Annotated in this window: 14 protein-coding genes; 11 read left to right on the forward strand and 3 right to left on the reverse strand. The window is 57.2% G+C overall.

What is annotated here, in order from left to right:
* Nucleotides 1–4 precede the first annotated feature (4 nt).
* The 3 genes from lon to COMA2_RS20395 form a co-directional block, all read right to left on the reverse strand.
* A complete protein-coding gene (gene lon, locus COMA2_RS19575; protein ID WP_090902572.1) occupies nucleotides 5–2503 on the reverse strand; it encodes an endopeptidase La in 2499 nt (832 codons plus the stop codon).
* 273 nt (nucleotides 2504–2776) lie between these two features.
* Nucleotides 2777–3673, reverse strand: a complete 897-nt coding sequence (galU, locus tag COMA2_RS19580; RefSeq protein ID WP_175304744.1) for a UTP--glucose-1-phosphate uridylyltransferase GalU — start codon at nucleotides 3671–3673, stop codon at nucleotides 2777–2779.
* A 283-nt stretch (nucleotides 3674–3956) separates the two neighbouring features.
* On the reverse strand, nucleotides 3957–4127 hold the full coding sequence (locus COMA2_RS20395; protein ID WP_175304745.1) for a hypothetical protein: 171 nt from the start codon (nucleotides 4125–4127) through the stop codon (nucleotides 3957–3959).
* Nucleotides 4128–4157: 30 nt separating this feature from the next.
* On the opposite strand from COMA2_RS20395, the gene bamA reads away from it, so the two are divergent.
* The 11 genes from bamA to COMA2_RS19635 all read left to right on the forward strand — a co-directional run bounded on the left by bamA (nucleotide 4158) and on the right by COMA2_RS19635 (nucleotide 16237).
* Nucleotides 4158–6479 carry an outer membrane protein assembly factor BamA gene (gene bamA, locus COMA2_RS19585; protein WP_245631124.1) on the forward strand — a complete coding sequence of 774 codons (2322 nt, stop codon included), beginning with the start codon at nucleotides 4158–4160 and terminating at the stop codon, nucleotides 6477–6479.
* 13 nt (nucleotides 6480–6492) lie between these two features.
* Complete coding sequence (locus COMA2_RS19590; protein WP_175304746.1) at nucleotides 6493–7068, forward strand: OmpH/Skp family outer membrane protein; 576 nt, start codon at nucleotides 6493–6495, stop codon at nucleotides 7066–7068.
* 18 nt (nucleotides 7069–7086) lie between these two features.
* On the forward strand, nucleotides 7087–7629 hold the full coding sequence (locus COMA2_RS19595; RefSeq protein WP_090902578.1) for an OmpH/Skp family outer membrane protein: 543 nt from the start codon (nucleotides 7087–7089) through the stop codon (nucleotides 7627–7629).
* Nucleotides 7630–7640: 11 nt separating this feature from the next.
* On the forward strand, nucleotides 7641–8129 hold the full coding sequence (gene fabZ / locus COMA2_RS19600; RefSeq protein WP_407919025.1) for a 3-hydroxyacyl-ACP dehydratase FabZ: 489 nt from the start codon (nucleotides 7641–7643) through the stop codon (nucleotides 8127–8129).
* Nucleotides 8130–8219: 90 nt separating this feature from the next.
* The gene (gene lpxA, locus COMA2_RS19605; RefSeq protein ID WP_090902584.1) at nucleotides 8220–9038 is read left to right on the forward strand and encodes an acyl-ACP--UDP-N-acetylglucosamine O-acyltransferase; all 819 of its coding nucleotides are present in this window, start codon (nucleotides 8220–8222) and stop codon (nucleotides 9036–9038) included.
* A 23-nt stretch (nucleotides 9039–9061) separates the two neighbouring features.
* Nucleotides 9062–9904 carry an LpxI family protein gene (locus COMA2_RS19610; protein ID WP_090902641.1) on the forward strand — a complete coding sequence of 281 codons (843 nt, stop codon included), beginning with the start codon at nucleotides 9062–9064 and terminating at the stop codon, nucleotides 9902–9904.
* A gap of 105 nt (nucleotides 9905–10009) precedes the next feature.
* Nucleotides 10010–10957 (forward strand): Gfo/Idh/MocA family protein, encoded by a 948-nt coding sequence (locus tag COMA2_RS19615; RefSeq protein ID WP_090902587.1) that lies wholly within the window; start codon nucleotides 10010–10012, stop codon nucleotides 10955–10957.
* 85 nt (nucleotides 10958–11042) lie between these two features.
* Complete coding sequence (lpxB, locus tag COMA2_RS19620; protein ID WP_090902590.1) at nucleotides 11043–12173, forward strand: lipid-A-disaccharide synthase; 1131 nt, start codon at nucleotides 11043–11045, stop codon at nucleotides 12171–12173.
* Nucleotides 12161–13915, forward strand: a complete 1755-nt coding sequence (msbA, locus tag COMA2_RS19625; RefSeq protein WP_090902593.1) for a lipid A export permease/ATP-binding protein MsbA — start codon at nucleotides 12161–12163, stop codon at nucleotides 13913–13915. The genes lpxB and msbA overlap by 13 nt, the downstream gene beginning before the upstream one ends.
* A gap of 224 nt (nucleotides 13916–14139) precedes the next feature.
* The gene (locus COMA2_RS19630) at nucleotides 14140–14799 is read left to right on the forward strand and encodes a lysophospholipid acyltransferase family protein (protein ID WP_090902596.1); all 660 of its coding nucleotides are present in this window, start codon (nucleotides 14140–14142) and stop codon (nucleotides 14797–14799) included.
* Nucleotides 14800–14911: 112 nt separating this feature from the next.
* A complete protein-coding gene (locus tag COMA2_RS19635; RefSeq protein ID WP_090902599.1) occupies nucleotides 14912–16237 on the forward strand; it encodes a 3-deoxy-D-manno-octulosonic acid transferase in 1326 nt (441 codons plus the stop codon).
* Nucleotides 16238–16512 lie beyond the last annotated feature (275 nt).

Consider the following 16512-nt stretch of genomic DNA (forward strand, 5'->3'; position numbering starts at 1 on the left):
GATCCTACGACCGTGCCGGTGCTCGGTTTGCCATCACCGTAGCGGGAAGTTCGTGCGTCCGTCGCCCTTTGCCGGATCGAAGGGGGGGAATGCGTGATGGCGCCGGAGGCGTCGATGGCTTCCGAGAGGCCGGCGAAGCCGTGGCTTTTCGGCGGAGGGCGATCTTCATGACGTCGTCCATGGTTTCGACGAACGCCAATTGAATGCCTTTGAGGAGATGTTTGGGGATTTCCTCCAGATCCTTTTTATTCCGATGCGGGAGAATGACGGTGGTAAGTTTCGCCCGTTTTGCGGCCAAAATCTTTTCCTTGAGTCCTCCGATCGGGAGGACGCGTCCGCGGAGGGTGATTTCTCCGGTCATGGCCAAATCTCGTCTCGCGGGAGTCCCGGAAAATGCCGAGGCGATAGCCGTGGCCATCGTGATGCCGGCCGATGGACCGTCCTTGGGGATGGCTCCGGCCGGCACATGGATATGCAAGTCTTGTTTGCTGAACATATCGGGGTTGAGATTCAAAGTTTTTTCCCGTGAACGGACATAGCTGAGCGCGGCTTGAGCGGACTCTTTCATCACATCTCCCAGATGGCCGGTGAGGGTCAGTTGGCCTTTCCCCTTCATCACCGTCGCCTCGATATAGAGCACATCGCCGCCCGCTTCCGTCCAGGCCAGGCCGGTCGCCACGCCGATTTCGTCTTTTTCGAGCTCTGCTTCCGGCACATACTTCGACACTCCAAGGTATTTATTGAGATTCGATGGATCGACGGGAAATCCCTGACCTTTGCCCTCGGCGACTTTTTTCGCGACCTTGCGCATCACGTTGGCAATCTCGCGTTCCAAATTCCGCACGCCTGCTTCGCGGGTGTAATGCGAGATGATCTGTCGAATGGCCGGCTCCGTCAGACGGACATGTTTGTTCGTAATTCCATGCTCTTCGAGTTGGCGGGGAATCAGGTATTTCTGGGCGATGCCGAGTTTCTCTTCTTCGGTATATCCCGGGATCTCGATGACCTCCATGCGATCGCGCAACGCGGGAAGGATGGGATCGATCAAATTCGCCGTGGTGATGAACATCACTTCGGTCAGGTCGAATGGAGCGCCGAGATAGTGGTCGGTAAACGCACTGTTCTGTTCCGGGTCGAGCACTTCCAACAAGGCCGCCGAGGGATCTCCTCGGAAATCCATCCCGACCTTGTCGACCTCGTCGAGCATGAACACCGGATTGCTCGTTCCGGCCTGTTTCAGACCCTGAATGATGCGTCCGGGTAATGCGCCGACATAGGTGCGGCGGTGGCCGCGGATTTCGGCCTCATCTCGGACGCCGCCCAAGCTGATACGGACAAACTCACGCCCCAATGCCCGAGCGATCGATTTCCCCAGCGAGGTTTTCCCGACTCCCGGTGGGCCGACGAAGCAGAGAATCGGGCCTTTCATCTTTTCTTTGAGCTTTCGGACGGCCAGATATTCCAGGATTCGTTCCTTGACCTTTTCGAGGTCGTAGTGGTCGTCATTCAACACCTTGGCGGCAGCCTTGAGATCGAGGTTATCCTTCGATCGTTTGGACCACGGTAATTCGACCATCCATTCCAAATAGGTTCGCACCGTTGCGGATTCGGCGGTGTCCGGGTGCATTTTTTCGAGACGCTTGAGCTGCTTTTCAGTCTCCTTCAAGACCTTGTCCGGCATCTTCGCGTCCTTGATGCGTTTGCGGAATTCCGTGACTTCTTCCGCCCGTTCATCGAGTTCACCCAACTCTTTTTGAATCGCCTTCAGTTGTTCCCGTAGAAAATACTCACGCTGCGTCTTGTCCATCTCGCCTTTGGCTTGCGCCTGGATCTTTTGCTGCATGGAGAGGACTTCGATTTCCTTCCCGAGAATGTCGCTCACCTGGCGAAGGCGGTGAATCGGGTCGGAGATTTCCAAGACGGCCTGGGTGACATCGACCTTGAGGCCGAGATTGGAGGCCACCATATCGGCCAAGCGGCCCGGCTCCTCGAGGTTTTCGATGACGACCATGACATCGGGGATCAAGACTTTCCCGAGGCTCACGATTCGTTCGATCTGTTCCTTCACGGTCCGCATGACGGCTTCCGCTTCAAGCGGCGTGGCCGTCGGCTTCGTATCGACGAGCTTGTCGATCCGAACTGAGTAGTAGGGGTCGGTCTGAATGTATTTGGTGATTTTCGCTTTGGCGATGCCCTGCACCAAAATTTTGATGCGTTCATCCGGCAGCTTCAACATCCGCATGATGATGCCGACGGTGCCGATCGTATGGATGTCTTTTTGCGCGGGATTTTCGACGTCGAGCGCTTTTTGCGTCGCGAGGAAGATCATCCGATTCCCGGCAAGGGCCGCTTCGATGGCCTTGATCGACATGTCGCGTCCGACGAACAGGGGAAGCACCATGTACGGAAAGACGACGATATCCCGGACGGGCAAGAGCGGAAGCTGACCGGGCACTTCAATGTTTTGGGGAGGCTGAATGTCTTGTTCGTTTGGGTCGGTCATGTGCCTGCCTGTTCTTTATCTGACAGGATGCTGAAAAAGTCCGCCAGCGGGCGCACTGGGGCTGGACCGGTGAGAACAGCAGCCTTTTTGAGCATCCTGAAGTTATCCGGCATTCGCGCCTCTGCGGTCCATCATATGGAGCTGAGCGATCTTTCGGGGTTGCGCGTTGAATACGTGTTGAATTGGGTCGAACGATTCGTCCACATTTCAAGAGGGTGACCAACGATCGTTGCCGGAAACCTCGCGACGGAGTGACCACCACGACTGATGGGGTCATCCTCGACGAGTATTCGAGACAGCGTGCATTCTGGTCGAAAGATAGTCGCGGAACTCTGCTCCCAATGCCGGGTTCTTCAACCCAAACTCAACGGTGGCGATTAAAAAGCCCAGTTTGTCTCCGGCATCATGGCGCTGTCCCTCCACCTCAAGCGCATACATCGGAGATTTTCTTGCCAGCGTCCTGAGCGCATCGGTCAGCTGAATTTCTCCGTTCTTTCCAGGAGCGGTTTTCCTCAGGATCGGGAAAATTTCCGGAGGAAGGATATACCGGCCGATCACGGCGAGCGTGGATGGGGCATCGGTGGGCGATGGTTTTTCGACCAAATCCTCGACCCGATGCAGGCCGTGAGCGAGGCGCTTGGGAGTGACGATGCCGTACCGGCTGACGTCCGCCTTGGGAACTTCCTGCACCCCGAGCACCGCCCCATGGCGCTTTTTATAGATGTGGATCAATTGCGCAAGCCCTGGAACATCCGCGTCGATGATCTCATCGCCGAGAATAACGGCGAAGGGTTCATCGCCGATCAGGTGTTGCGCGCACAATACGGCATGCCCCAAGCCGAGGGCTTCGGATTGCCGCACGTAGCAAAAGTTCGCGAGGTTCGAGATCTGTCGGATTTGATGGAGCACCTGACTTTTGCCGGTGCCTTTCAGATTTTCTTCCAACTCGACGGAGCGATCGAAGTGATCTTCAATCGCGCGTTTGCCGCGGCCGGTAATCACGATGATGTCTTCGATGCCGGAGGCCACCGCTTCTTCGACCGTATATTGGATGAGTGGTTTGTCGACCAACGGCAGCATCTCCTTGGGGGAGGCCTTTGTGGCAGGAAGGAACCGCGTCCCAAGGCCGGCGGCTGGAATGATCGCTTTTCTCACCGTCAGGCGTGACATGGAAGGATAGTATGTGATGGGGGGGGTGAAGTCAAGAAACGGACGAACTCATCGCAGCGAACGCGACGGTGTCGCTTCCAGGAAAGAGAAGCGCATGACCGAGGAATGCTCCATAACAGATTCTCTCCGCATCGACGGAGGCGGTGAGGATCGACACACTGTCCTTCATGCAGCGACAGAATCATCGCGACATAAAGATTATGCATGCGCCGGATCAGACCAACGGCGGGTCACTTCTTTACAATGCCGGATGACCTCAATATAATCCGGAAGTTTTGCGCGGTCAGGTGACGTGAGCGATGCTCATGTGGTAGAGCTGCCTGGCTTCGGATTTCCACCAAGAACACTCGCTGGGGCGCGCGCTTCCCAGAACACGATAGGCTGACTCGTAGATGGTGAGCGTGCGGTCAACAACGGAGAGGACCTGTGTGACGGTTCCAGCCGCATCATTCATCTCCAGACTTCGTCACAGGAACCCTGCTCGGTGACCGAGCATGCCGTCTACAGACCTCGATCGTTCGTGATCGCGGTCATGGTCGTCTCTGTGTTGTGGGGCGTGCTCGAAGCCCTTGCTCAGGCCCCTGAACTCAAGATCTCCTCGATCGAGATCCGGGGTACTAAACGAATCGAAGCGCCGGCGATTGCCGGTCGGCTCACGCTGAAGGCCGGTGATCGCTATACGCCGGACCATGTGCGTGGACAAGTGAAGATTTTATACGACACGGGATTTTTCGAGGATGTGCAGGTTGAAACGGAATCGATTGCCGAGGGGATGGCGGTGACCTTTGTCGTGCAAGAGAAGCCGTTCATCACGGAAATCGTCTTCGACGGGAACCAACAGTTGACCGACGAGAAGCTGAAGGAAAAAACCACGATCAAGAGCCAGACATTTCTTGACCAACAACAGGTGAAGGAAAGCGCCGAGACCATCCTGCGGGTCTACCAGCATGACGGCTATTACAACGCGCAGGTCGTTCCCGTGATCGAGGCCCTCGATGAGGATCGGAAGCGCCTGACGTTCCATATCACGGAAGGGGAGAAAGCCAAGATCAAGACGGTGATATTCGAAGGGTTGCGCGCGGCGACGAAGGCCGAGATGTTCAGTGTCATGTCGACTCGGGAATGGATCCCGTGGTACGGCTTCTTCACGAAGCTCAAGCTGCCGTCGCTGGTGTCCGACGCGGGCGTCTTAAAACGCGACGAGGTGAGCAACGACGTTGAGCGGATCAGGGAAGTGCTGCTGAACAAGGGGTACTTCAATGTTCGGGTCGGCCAGCCGTCGGTGGAGCTCACCGAAGATAAAAAATGGTTCACCGTCAGCTACCCCATTACCGAGGGAGAGCCGTTCACCATAGCCGAAGTAGGATTTCGAGGGCACACGGTGTTTGAAGATCCTGAGCTTCGAGCGGGAGTGAGGATCAAAGATGGCGAGATCTTTCAGCGCGCCAAAATCCGAGATGAGATTACACGTATCACGGATCTGTACGGAAGCAAGGGGTATTCGTTCGCCGAAGTCGTGCCCAATGTGAATCCGAACAATGAAGAACGAACGGTCACCATCATCTTCAACATCAAAGAAGGGGAGATGATGCGGATCCGGCAGATCAATATCTACGGGAACGACAAAACACGAGACAACGTCATCCGCCGAGAAATACGAGTCGACGAACAGGATGTGATCGACACCGCCTCCCTGAAGCGAAGTTTTCAGCGATTGAACAACTTGAATTTCTTCGAGACGGTCGAAATCCTGCCCGCGCAAGTCGCGCCCGACAAGGTCGATCTGAACGTGCGTGTCAAAGAAAAACCGACGGGGATGTTCAGCCTCGGCGGTGGGTTCAGCACCTTGGATCGATTGGTGGCGATCGCCGATATCACCCAGGGCAACTTGGGGGGGTACGGCTATATGGGGCGCATCCGCGGGCAACTCGGTCAACGAAGGAGTCTCGGGTCCATTACCTTCCGCAATCCCTATTTGAACGATTCCTTGACCTCGCTGCAGATCGATGGGTACCGCAGCATCACGAATTACCTGTCCTATTTTGAGGAACGGACCGGCGGAAACGTCACGCTCGGCCGTTGGCTGTCGGAATATGTGACGGGGAGCGTCAGTATCTTTGGGGAACAAATCACGTTTAAAGATCCTCAACTCGGCATTTGTCCCGACTTAGTGCCGATCGTGTGTCGGCAGTTGGGAACACGCTCGTCCACGGGATTTCGGTTGGCGCTGTTTCGGGACACCAGAGACTATTACCTTGATCCGAGGACCGGTTGGCGGCTCGGCGGCGGGTTCGATATCGGAACGCCGTTGATGGGTGGGAGCAACAACTTCATCAAGTATCACGTGGATGTCATCAAGGTGACACCGCTTCCGCTCGATATGAGGATTTCACTGCGGGCTCGTTATGGAGAGGTTCAAGCGCTTGGAGGGACACAAATTCCGCTGAACGAGCGATTCTTCGTGGGCGGCATCAACACCATGCGCGGGTTCGCCTTCGGTCGAGCCGGCCCCACGGTTCCCACCACGCGCGCTCCGTTCGGCGCCGCCAAGCAATTGATTTTCAATGCCGAACTGATTTTTACGATTTCTTCCGAGGCGAAATTGAACGGCGTGCTCTTTTTCGACTATGGAAAGGGCTTTGACGACGGCGAACCGGTGTCGATCGATCTGAGACCGGCGGCCGGTCTGGAGGGGCGGTGGATCTCGCCCTTCGGCCCCTTGCGTGTCGCCTATGGGATTAATCTTGATGCGCGAACCGGTGAGCGATCCGGCGTGTTTGAGTTTACGATCGGGACATTATTCTAGTCGGAGTCTAAGCGTGGTACGTTGGAACGGGAATCGGTGGAAACGAGCAGCGGGACGGATCGAATGGACAGCGATGTCGGCTGCGGTCGTCGTCATGTTGGCTCTGAGCGGATGCGCCGGAAGCGGAGGCAAAGTCGATGGAAAAATCGGCGTGATCAATTCGCAGCGCTTGCTCAACGAGACGAGCGCGGGCAAGAAGGCCAAGGAGAATTTGGCGGGCTTTTCAAAAAATCGACAGGCGCTGATGGAATTGGAGGAAAAGGAGTTGCGTCGGATGGAAGAGGACTTTGTCAAACAGTCCTCCGTTCTGAGCCCCGCCGCGAAACGAGAACGGGAAGAGCAGTTTCGCCGTCGCATGCAGGAGTATCAGCAAAAGGCCTCGGAATTGAATCGGGAAGTCCAAGAAAAACAAAAAGACGTTCTGGAAGGGTTTCGTGACAAGGTCGAAATGATCGCCGCGAAAGTCGCCAAGCGTCTTGGGTTGCAGGTTGTTGTCGATAAGAGTAAGGGTGGTCCGACCATCTATCATGAAGAGGGTCTGGACATTTCGGGCCAGGTCATCGAGGAGTTCAATAGAGAATACCCCTAGTTCTGAGGGAGGTGGGTCATGACGGGTGCAGCGCGGGCGACATGGCTGGGCGTCGCGGTATTGCTGGCGCAGGGAGTTGCGCCGCTCTATGCAGGGGAGGCGATCCGGGTCGGGGTCATGGATCAGCAGATGGTGATGGAGCGAACCAAGGCCGGGAAGCTGGCCTTGGAAGAGGTGAAGGGATATTCCATGACCAGACAAAAGATCATTACCGCCGATGAGCAAGAGCTCAAAGACTTGGATCAGTCCTTACAAGATCCGAACGTCAAGCTGGCCGACCAGGCGCGGCAAGAGAAAGAAGAGCAGTTGCGCGGCAAGATGGAGGCGTATCAGCGCCGGATTCAAGAGTTCAATCGTGAAGTTCAACAAAAGCAGCGCGAGATGGTCGCGGAATATGCGCACAAGATCGCAACTGCCGCGCAGGCCGTGGCTCAGAAAGAGGGATATACGGCTATCCTCGACAAAGGCAATGAAGCGCTCATCCGCATCGTCCTCTATCATCAGCCGGCGTTGGACGTGACGGATTCGGTCATCAAGGAATTTGATCGACAGAATCCGTAGACGGTAGCCCTATTCAGGACAGAGAGGAGGAAAGCCCCATGGCATCGGTCGAGCAGGCTGAGATTCAGGCGTTACTTCCACACCGATATCCGTTTTTGCTGGTGGATCGAGTCAAAGAGTTTGAACCGCATAAACGGATCGTCGGCATCAAAAACGTGACGATCAATGAGCCGTTCTTTCAAGGGCATTTCCCGGGACGCCCTGTGATGCCGGGGGTGCTGATTATCGAAGCCATGGCCCAGGTGGGCGGCGTGCTGGTCTTCAAGTCGGGAGGCACGGTCGGAAAAACCATTATGTATCTGACGGGCATCGAAGAGGCCAAATTTCGGCGACCCGTGGTTCCGGGCGATCAGCTGCGTTTTGAAATCGAAGTGCTGAAGAAGCGTCCGCCGTTCTGGAAAATGCAAGGGAAGGCATATGTCGACAACGAAGTGGTCTGTGAAGCCGTGGTGACGGCGATGGTGATGGACGAGAAGCCGGACACGAATAAGCCGGTTTGAGCAGCGCTCGATTCTTGAAGTGTACGTCGGTGTGGGACAGGCAGTGATCCGGCAGTCGGCCAAGGTTTGACGCGAGTAAAGGGGGCATGCGTGAAGATACATCCAACAGCGATCATTCATCCCAAGGCGAGCCTCGATCATGACGTGGAAATCGGGCCGTTCTGTGTCGTGGGGGAGCATGTCATGATCGGAAAGGGGAGCCGACTTCTTTCCCATGCGACCATCGATGGATGGACGGAAATCGGGGAGCGGAATGAAGTGCATCCGTTCGCTTCAATCGGAGGGCCTCCACAGCACCTTGGGTATAAGGGGGAACCGACCAAGGTCGTCATCGGCCATGACAATATCATCCGTGAATATGTCACGATCAATCGGGGAACCGTTCAGGGAGGGGGCGTGACCTCTCTCGGGTCCAAGGGCATTCTGATGGCCTATGTGCATGTGGCTCACGATTGCCGGCTCGGCGACCACATCATTATGGCCAATGCGGCGAGCCTGGCGGGACATATTACCATCGGTGATCACGCGGTCATCGGCGGCTTGACCGGCGTTCTTCAGTTTGTGCGCATCGGAGACTATGTGATGGTCGGAGGGTGTTGCGCGATCGGCCAGGATATCCCCCCGTTTACGTTCGCAGCCGGCGGGTATCGCGCGCATCTGTACGGCCTCAATTCGGTCGGATTACAACGGCACGGGTTCTCGGCGGATCGGATCGCCCTCCTGAAGAAGGCGTTCGATTTGCTTTTCCGATCGGGCCACCGGACAGCCGAGGCGATTCGATTGGCCAAAAAGGAGTTTAAAGGACAGACGGATGTGGCCAAGATCCTTACGTTTATGGAGGGGACCAAACGTGGAATCTCGAGAGCTGTGAGCCCTGACCTCGAGCGCGAGTTCGATCAACCGGTGTGAGCGCCGCCACTATGACCCTGGCCATGCCTATAGCGGACGGTCGAATCGGGGTGATCGCGGGGAACGGACGATTTCCGATCATCTTTGCGGATAATGCCCGCAAGATGGGCCTTCAAGTCTATGCGGTGGCTCACGAGGGCGAGACCGATCCGGAGCTCGAACAGCATGTCGATCGGATCCATTGGGTCAAGATCGGCCAGCTCAACAAGTTGATCAACGCGTTCAAGACCGACGGTGTCCGGAATGTGGTCATGCTGGGAGGCATCAAGAAAACGCACGTCTATAGCCATGCTCGTCCTGATTTCCGCGTGCTGGCGCTGGCCACGAAGTTGATTCTCTGGAAGGATGACGATATCCTCCGTGCCCTCGCTGCCGAGCTCGAGAAGGACGGCATTACCATCTGCGAGTCCACGTTCGGCCTGGAAGGGATTTTGGTTGAAGAAGGAACGCTCACGTCCCGCCAACCGACCAAGAAAGAGTGGGTGGACATCCGCTATGGCTGGGATGTGGCCAAAGAGACGGGGCGCCTCGACATCGGCCAATGCGTCGTGATCAAAGACCGCGTCGTCGTGGCGGTCGAAGCGGTCGAAGGCACCGATGAAGCGATCAAACGTGGCGGCCAACTGGCCAAGGACGGCGCGGTCGTCGTGAAGCGGAGTAAGCCGCAGCAGGATCTCCGGTTTGACCTGCCGGCCGTGGGCCCCCGGACGATCGAGGTCATGCAATCCGTCAAGGCTTCTGTGCTTGCGGTCGAGGCTGGTCGATCCGTGATGCTGGATCGAGAAGTGCTTCTCCGCAATGCGGAGACAGCCGGCATCACCGTTGTCGGTCTCGCTCGCGAAGCGGAGCCAAGCACTGCGACCTGAGTCAATGAAGACGTTTCGGAATCTGAAGATCCGTTGATCTATTGATTTCAGAAACTCGACACATCAATCGAATCACGAGATTCACCGGTTCAGTCCAAGAGGTGTATGGTCAAGCTCCGTGCCGGAGTCATCGGGGTCGGGCATCTCGGTCAACACCATGCCCGCCTCTATGCCTCATTGCCGGACTCGACGCTGGTCGGCGTCATCGACCCGGATCAGGGGCGCGCCTCGGTCGTTGCTCGGAAGCATGGCGCACAGGTATTCGGTGACCTGCCTGATTTCTTGCAGCAGGTCGACCTTGTCAGTATCGCCGTGCCCACATCCGGTCACTACTCCGTCGCAAAACGTTGTCTTGAGGCTGGGAAGCATGTGCTGGTGGAGAAACCGATCGCCGTGCGGCCGACCGAGGCGCGGGAGCTTGTGAAGTTGGCAGCGCACCATCGATGTGTGCTGCAAGTGGGACATAGTGAGCGGTTCAACCCTATCATGCAGATGATGCGGCCACATATTCGGAAACCGCTGTTGGTCGAGTGCTATCGACTGGGAACGTATACAGGGCGGGGCACCGACGTTGATGTCGTCCTGGATTTGATGATTCATGACCTTGACCTGGTGCTCTCCTGCGATCCAGGCCCCGTCGAAGATGTGCGGGCCACGGGCGCCACGGTGCTGTCGTCCACCAGTGATGTTTCGAATGCGCGTGTCCGGTTTAGGAGCGGGTGCGTCGTCAACCTTACCGCCAGTCGAATTTCACCGAAGGCCATGCGACAATGGCATGTATTCCAAGACGATGGGTGCCTGTCGATCGATTTCCAGTCCCGCCAGGGCGTGGTCGGACGCCGCTCGGTTGAACCCGGTGGGAAGCTCGCGCTGGCAGCTGAAGAGATACAAGCCGGAGACGGTGAGCCGTTGAAACTGCAGCTGGAATCGTTCCTCCATGCGATTCGTTCGGACTCTCGCCCGATCGTGTCCGGCGAGGAAGGGGTTGCGGCTCTGGAACTGGCCCATCGCGTGCTGTCGGCGATGGCAGTATCTTTGCCTCGCGAGACATGAGACCATCTCCACGGATCAACCGTCCCGTGCCGCCTCGGCTGCGTGCGTCGAATCTCGGTCATGACCTGTGCTCCACTCAATCACCATGGCGCGTATCCTGATCATTACCGGCGAAGCTTCCGGCGACCTCCACGGAGCCAATCTGGCCAAGGCGCTCAGAGCCAAGGCCCCTCAGGTCTCGCTGGCTGGGATCGGCGGGGCGGCGATGGAGGCGGCCGGCGTGCAATTGGTCTGCAGGATGGGGCAGTTCGACGTGATGGGCATGGTGGGACCCTTGGTGTTGGTGGCGATCATCCGGCGATTTTTCTTCATGCGGCGATTGTTTCGGTCCGAACCGTGGGATGCGGTCATCTTTGTCGACAATCCCGGATTAAACTTGCGGTACGCCTATTTTGCCAAAGGCGCCGGGTTGCGCGTGTTCTATTATGTCGCGCCGCAGATTTGGGCCTGGGGAGCCTGGCGGATGTATTGGATTAAGAAACGAGTCGATCAGGTATTGGTCATTCTGCCTTTTGAAAAACCCCTCTATGACACGGCGGGGATGCCCTGCACGTTCGTCGGCCATCCCATCTTGGATGCCGTTGAAGGCTCCTACGACCGGACGGCGCTTCGCGCCCGGTTTGGCTTCTCTCCTGATGAGCGTGTGATCGGCTTGTTGCCGGGGAGTCGGACGCATGAAGTACAGGTGCTGCTGCCGATTCTCATCCAGGCCGCGACGCAGTTGGCCCGCCGGGATCCCAAAACGAAGTTTATCTTGGCGCAGGCCTCCACAATTCAGGATAATCTGCTGCAGCCACTCTTGCGACAAAGCTCGGTTCCTGTCACCCTGGTCAAAGAACAAGCCAGTGAAGTGATGGCCGTATCGGATTTGTTGCTGGTGGCGTCGGGTACCGCCACGCTGCAAGCAGCCGTCGTGGGCACTCCCATGGTGCTGTTCTACCGAACGACCGCATGGGAGTTTTGGATCGCGGGTTTTTTCCTTCGAGTCAAATGGATCGGACTTGTGAATTTGGTGGCAGGTCGATCGGTCGTGCCGGAGCTGTTGCAGGATGAGGCCACCGGTCAGCGGCTCTACGAAGAGGCGCTGCGGATCTTGGAAGATCCGTCAGTCTATCACGAAATGAAGCGAAGTCTGGCACAGGTGCGAGAAGCGTTGGGGGAGCCAGGCGCGTCCGTCCGGGCGGCAGAGGTGGTGTTGGCGGCATGTCAGGCATAGCACGATTCAAGCGGCTCATGAGTTATGTGAAACCGTATCGTCTGCGGTTCTATGCGGCCTTCGTCTGCTCGGGGCTGGTGGCGGTCTTGAGCGGCGTGTATGCCTGGCTCGCTCGGCCGGTTCTGGACGGCATCTTTATCGAAAAAAACGAGCAGCTGTTGTTGGTGCTGCCGCTGGCGATCTTGGGAGTGGCGGTCTTGAAAGCCCTGTTCAGCTATGGGGTGGGCTATTTAATGGCCTATGTCGGGAATCGGGTTGTGGCCGACATCCGGCAGGAACTGTTTCAACGGCTCATGCGACTCTCCATCGGGTTTCACGATGCGAATACGTCGGGGCGTCTGGTCTCTCGTGTCGTGAATGATGTGGGACTGATGGCCAACGCGGCCTCGAGTGTCGTGAAGGATATTTTTCAAAACTGCCTGACGTTTGTGGCCATGGTCGGGGTCATCCTCTATCAGAATTGGAGACTGGCGGGTCTGTCTCTGATCGTGATCCCGCTGTCGGCGCTGACCATGGTGCGGGTCGGACAGAGGTTGAAACGATTGGCTGCCAGCGGGCAAGAGCAAATGGGTGACATGTCCTCAACGCTCCAAGAAATCTTTTCCGGCATCAGAATGGTGAAGGCATTCGGGCGGGAAGATGCGGAAGCGGAGCGATTCGGCGGGCGGAACCGTAAGGTGCTTGCGACCACCCTGAAAAGCAATCAAGTCTGGTCGATCGGCCACTCGCAGATGGAAGTCATCGGGGTGATCGGTGTGGCGACCATCATCTGGTACGGCGGCTATTTGGTCATCCACGAGATGATGACCCCCGGTGCATTTTTCTCGTTCCTGGCCGCCATGTTTATGGCCTATACGCCGATCAAAAAACTCTCCGGGGCCAACAATTTGATCCAACAGGCCCTGGCGGCCGCCGATCGAGTCTTTGACGTATTGGATTTAGAAACCGAGCAGTCTCGGAATCGCGGGACGGTCTCGCTGTCGGGGATCAATCGGGCCATCGAATTCCAAGGCGTCTCCCTGCGGTATGAGAATCAATCGGTTCCGGCCCTCGCCGATATCGATCTCTCCATCAAGCCCGGCGAAGTCGTGGCGCTTGTGGGAAGCAGCGGAAGTGGAAAGACCACATTGGTTAGTTTGTTGCCGCGCTTCTATGAACCGACGGCGGGAAGTATTTTTCTGGACGGCATCCCCTTGACGTCGTATGAGTTGCAATCGCTGCGAAGCCATATCGGGATTGTCTCGCAAGAAATTTTCTTATTTGACGATACCGTTCGGAACAACATCGCGTTCGGAAGGTCCGACGCCAATCCGTTCGATGTGGAACAAGCGGCCAAGCTCGCCTATGCCCACGACTTTATCCTTCGTTTGCCGAAAGGGTACGATACGATCATCGGGGAGCGCGGGGTCAAGCTGTCGGGGGGCGAGCGGCAACGATTGGCGATCGCTCGCGCCATTCTTCGTGATCCGCCGTTGCTGATCCTGGATGAAGCGACCTCGGCGCTCGACACCGAATCCGAACGGATCGTCCAGTTGGCCTTGGCCAATTTGATGAAGAATCGAACGACGTTGGTGGTCGCGCATCGGCTCTCGACTATTCAAAGCGCGGATCGCATCATCGTCTTAGAGCGAGGGGCTATCGTTGAAATGGGCTCCCATGACGAATTGCTTCGGCGGGGAGGCGTCTATCGACGACTACACGCCCTGCAATTCCAGGATGTGACCAGCCCACATTATTCATGAACGCTTACTGCAACCGTCGATACGCCGCTGCAACAGACGTGGCTACGTGCGCAAGCGCACGGCCAAGCGGGCAGGCTCGCCGCTCGGGCGGTCGACATACTGTTTCGAGTATGCCTCCCTTCCTCGCGACTCCGCGTGCCCGTTTCGCGTGGCGGCTCGGCGGTTCCGTCACGAACCGTCATGAATAATGTGGGCTTGTATGAAGAAATGTCGGACCATGGTTGATGGGTGATGAGTTTCAGAGCGTGAAGAATTTGAAAAAATGTGTCGAACAATGGATCAAGTGTTCACTGCTGCCCCCGGTTGCCGCCGCGGTCCTTCGAAGTATCGCGCGCTCGATGCGCTATGAAACCCAAGGCCACGAGGCAATGGAGGCGGTGTATCGGGAGGGGCGTCACATCATTCTGGCCTTTTGGCATGCCCAGCAATTGATGATTCCGTTCGGCTATCGAGGAACCGGGTCCCATGTGCTGATCAGCCGGCATGGCGATGGGGAAATTATCGCTCGGATCATTGCCCGGTTCGGCCACGAAGCGGTGCGGGGGTCCAGTACGCGCGGAGGCGCCGGCGCGCTTCGGGCGCTGATCAAACTCGGCCGGTCCGGCCGGGATGTGGTGGTGACGCCGGACGGCCCGAAGGGACCTCGTCACGTGGCAAAGCTTGGAGTGATCCATCTGGCTAAAGCGACGGGCCTTCCGATCGTGCCGCTCGCCTTTGCCTGCTCAAAAAAAAACTCTTTGCGAGCTGGGATCGCTACATGGTCCCGTACCCCTTTTCGAGAGGGCTGTTTCTCTACGGCAATCCGCTCTGGGTCTCGCGCGAAGCCGATGATGCCTCGCTTGAGGCGACACGCCTTGAACTTGAAACGGTCCTCAATCGGCTGACGGAGCAAGCGGAAGAAGACGTGAAGCGTGAAACGTGAGGCGTGAAACGTAGGAGGTTCGGAAATTTAGCAGGACGTTTCACCTTTTACTTCTCACGGCTAACTTCGTCATCATGTGGAAGCTTCTCTACAATATCGGTCTTCTGCTCGCCTTCCCTGTGATTCTGGGAGTCCTCCTCGCCAAGCCACGTTGCCGACCCGGACTGGCCCAGAGGTTCGGGTTGGAGGAAGGTCTATCCGGTCTATTCGGTCTATCTCATCGACGGGACAGGCTAGACAAACCAGTCATCTGGATTCACGCGGTGTCGCTCGGCGAAGTCGTGGCCGTCACCCCGCTGGTGAAGGCGCTGCACAAACGCCATCCGGAGCTTCGTTATGTTGTCACAACCGTGACGGAAACAGGGCGGGAGGCGGTCGAACAACGCTTGGCAGGCATTGCCGAGCATCGCTACGCTCCGCTTGATTTTCCATGGGCGGTCGCTGGAAGGGTTCGACGCCTGCGTCCATTGCTCTACCTGTTTGTCGAGACCGAACTCTGGCCGAACCTACTGTGGACCTTACGCGAGCAGGATGTGCCCTCGGTGTTGGTGAACGGGAGGCTGTCGTCGCGGTCATTCGGTCGTCAGGATCTGCCCGTGATTCGCTCCTTCTATCGGTCGGTGCTTCAGACGCTGACACTTTGTTTAATGCAATCCGCCAGGGATCGACAGCGTATTGTTGCGTTGGGCGCTGAACCGTCGCGCGTTCACGTGACCGGGAATATCAAGTTTGATCAACCATTGCCGGATGCCGGCTCGGACGATTCGCTCCGTCGGAGCTTCGGACTTGATGAGGACGAACGATTAATTCTGGCGGGCAGTACGCATCCCGGAGAAGAGGAATTGCTGGTCTCGGCGTATGGGCGGATCGTCAGGACTTATCCCTCAACCGTGCTCATGTTGGCCCCTCGTCATATCGAACGGGTGGAACGAGTGGAGATCATGCTCCGAGAAGCCGGGTTTGAGGTGCAACGCAAAAGTCAGATCCGGGAGAAACGGTCCGGTCCGCGCGTGGTTATTCTGGACACGAGGGGAGAGCTGGCTCGCGCGTATCGCGAAGCCGTTGTGGCATTCGTCGGCGGGACCCTCGTTCCTGTGGGCGGGCACAATTTGTTGGAACCGGCCGTGTGGGGCACGCCCGTCATGTTTGGGCCGTATACGGACCATTGTGCCGAGGTTGCGGCGCTCTTGTCCGAGGCCGGAGGAGGTCGCCGCGTGGGGGGAATGGAGGACCTCGTTGCCGCTCTTGAAGAATGGCTCGGTCAGTCCGAAACTCGTTATCGTGTGGGGCAAGCCGCTAAACAGGCGGTGCTGGACAACCAAGGCGCCTTGAAGCAAAGTGTGGACCTGATCGAAACGTGTCTGACTCCTGTGTCGTCCTTCGTGGCTCGCTGTTCGTGAAGCCCGCTTCGCGGCCCGCATCGATGAGTCCGCGAGGCGAGCGAGCGTGAAGCGCAGGAGGAGAAGAGTGTGCCTGTATCTTCGCTTGCGAGATACGAAATACGCTTCACGATCAACGATGTTCCACAATTTCGCGACAAACTGATATGAGCAGCGCGGGCTGATATGGCGTTCTTGCATCCTGGACAACCGGTCCGCAAAGGGCTGTACTGGGTTGCTGGGTTGTACGGCCTCGTTATCCGATTGCGGCTGTGGTGCTACCGGAACGGTTGGCT

Origin of the sequence: Candidatus Nitrospira nitrificans (assembly GCF_001458775.1) — a bacterium.
Taxonomy (GTDB): domain Bacteria; phylum Nitrospirota; class Nitrospiria; order Nitrospirales; family Nitrospiraceae; genus Nitrospira_D; species Nitrospira_D nitrificans.

Coding starts and splice junctions, on each gene's coding strand:
- COMA2_RS19595 (WP_090902578.1), top strand. CDS start 7,087: ATGACGGGTGCAGCGCGGGCGACATGGCTGGGCGTCGCGGTATTGCTG.
- COMA2_RS19610 (WP_090902641.1), top strand. CDS start 9,062: ATGCCTATAGCGGACGGTCGAATCGGGGTGATCGCGGGGAACGGACGA.
- COMA2_RS19635 (WP_090902599.1), top strand. CDS start 14,912: ATGTGGAAGCTTCTCTACAATATCGGTCTTCTGCTCGCCTTCCCTGTG.
- COMA2_RS19615 (WP_090902587.1), top strand. CDS start 10,010: ATGGTCAAGCTCCGTGCCGGAGTCATCGGGGTCGGGCATCTCGGTCAA.
- COMA2_RS19630 (WP_090902596.1), top strand. CDS start 14,140: ATGGGTGATGAGTTTCAGAGCGTGAAGAATTTGAAAAAATGTGTCGAA.
- msbA (WP_090902593.1), top strand. CDS start 12,161: ATGTCAGGCATAGCACGATTCAAGCGGCTCATGAGTTATGTGAAACCG.
- galU (WP_175304744.1), bottom strand. CDS start 3,673: ATGTCACGCCTGACGGTGAGAAAAGCGATCATTCCAGCCGCCGGCCTT.
- lon (WP_090902572.1), bottom strand. CDS start 2,503: ATGACCGACCCAAACGAACAAGACATTCAGCCTCCCCAAAACATTGAA.
- lpxB (WP_090902590.1), top strand. CDS start 11,043: ATGGCGCGTATCCTGATCATTACCGGCGAAGCTTCCGGCGACCTCCAC.
- COMA2_RS20395 (WP_175304745.1), bottom strand. CDS start 4,127: ATGAATGATGCGGCTGGAACCGTCACACAGGTCCTCTCCGTTGTTGAC.